Origin of the sequence: Clostridioides sp. ES-W-0018-02, assembly GCF_020658175.1 — a bacterium.
Classification (GTDB): domain Bacteria; phylum Bacillota; class Clostridia; order Peptostreptococcales; family Peptostreptococcaceae; genus Clostridioides.
Genome location: NZ_JACVVY010000077.1, coordinates 1 through 255, shown reverse-complemented (window position 1 = coordinate 255; position 255 = coordinate 1). Strand labels below are relative to the sequence as shown.

General features: G+C 33.7%; 1 rRNA gene. It reads right to left on the bottom strand.

Annotated elements, in window-relative coordinates:
* Positions 1 to 96: ribosomal RNA gene (gene rrf / locus IC219_RS21555) — 5S ribosomal RNA — on the bottom strand; the annotation flags it as partial.
* Between the last annotated feature and the right edge of the window lie 159 nt (positions 97 to 255).

Genomic DNA, 255 nt, shown 5'->3' with positions numbered 1-255 from the left:
CCAGGCAGTTTCCCACCAAGTACCATCAGCGCTAGAGAGCTTAACTTCTGTGTTCGGAATGGGAACAGGTGTATCCTCTCTGCTATTGTAACCACATAATCTTTATGCTTAATATTACTATTAAGTTATTGAAACTAGTAAACTAGATTCTTTAGAGTTAACACTCTAAAAACTACATATATATTTTAATCAATGAACATCAAATAATATTGGTCAAGTCCTCGACCTATTAGTATCGATAAGCTAAATACATTG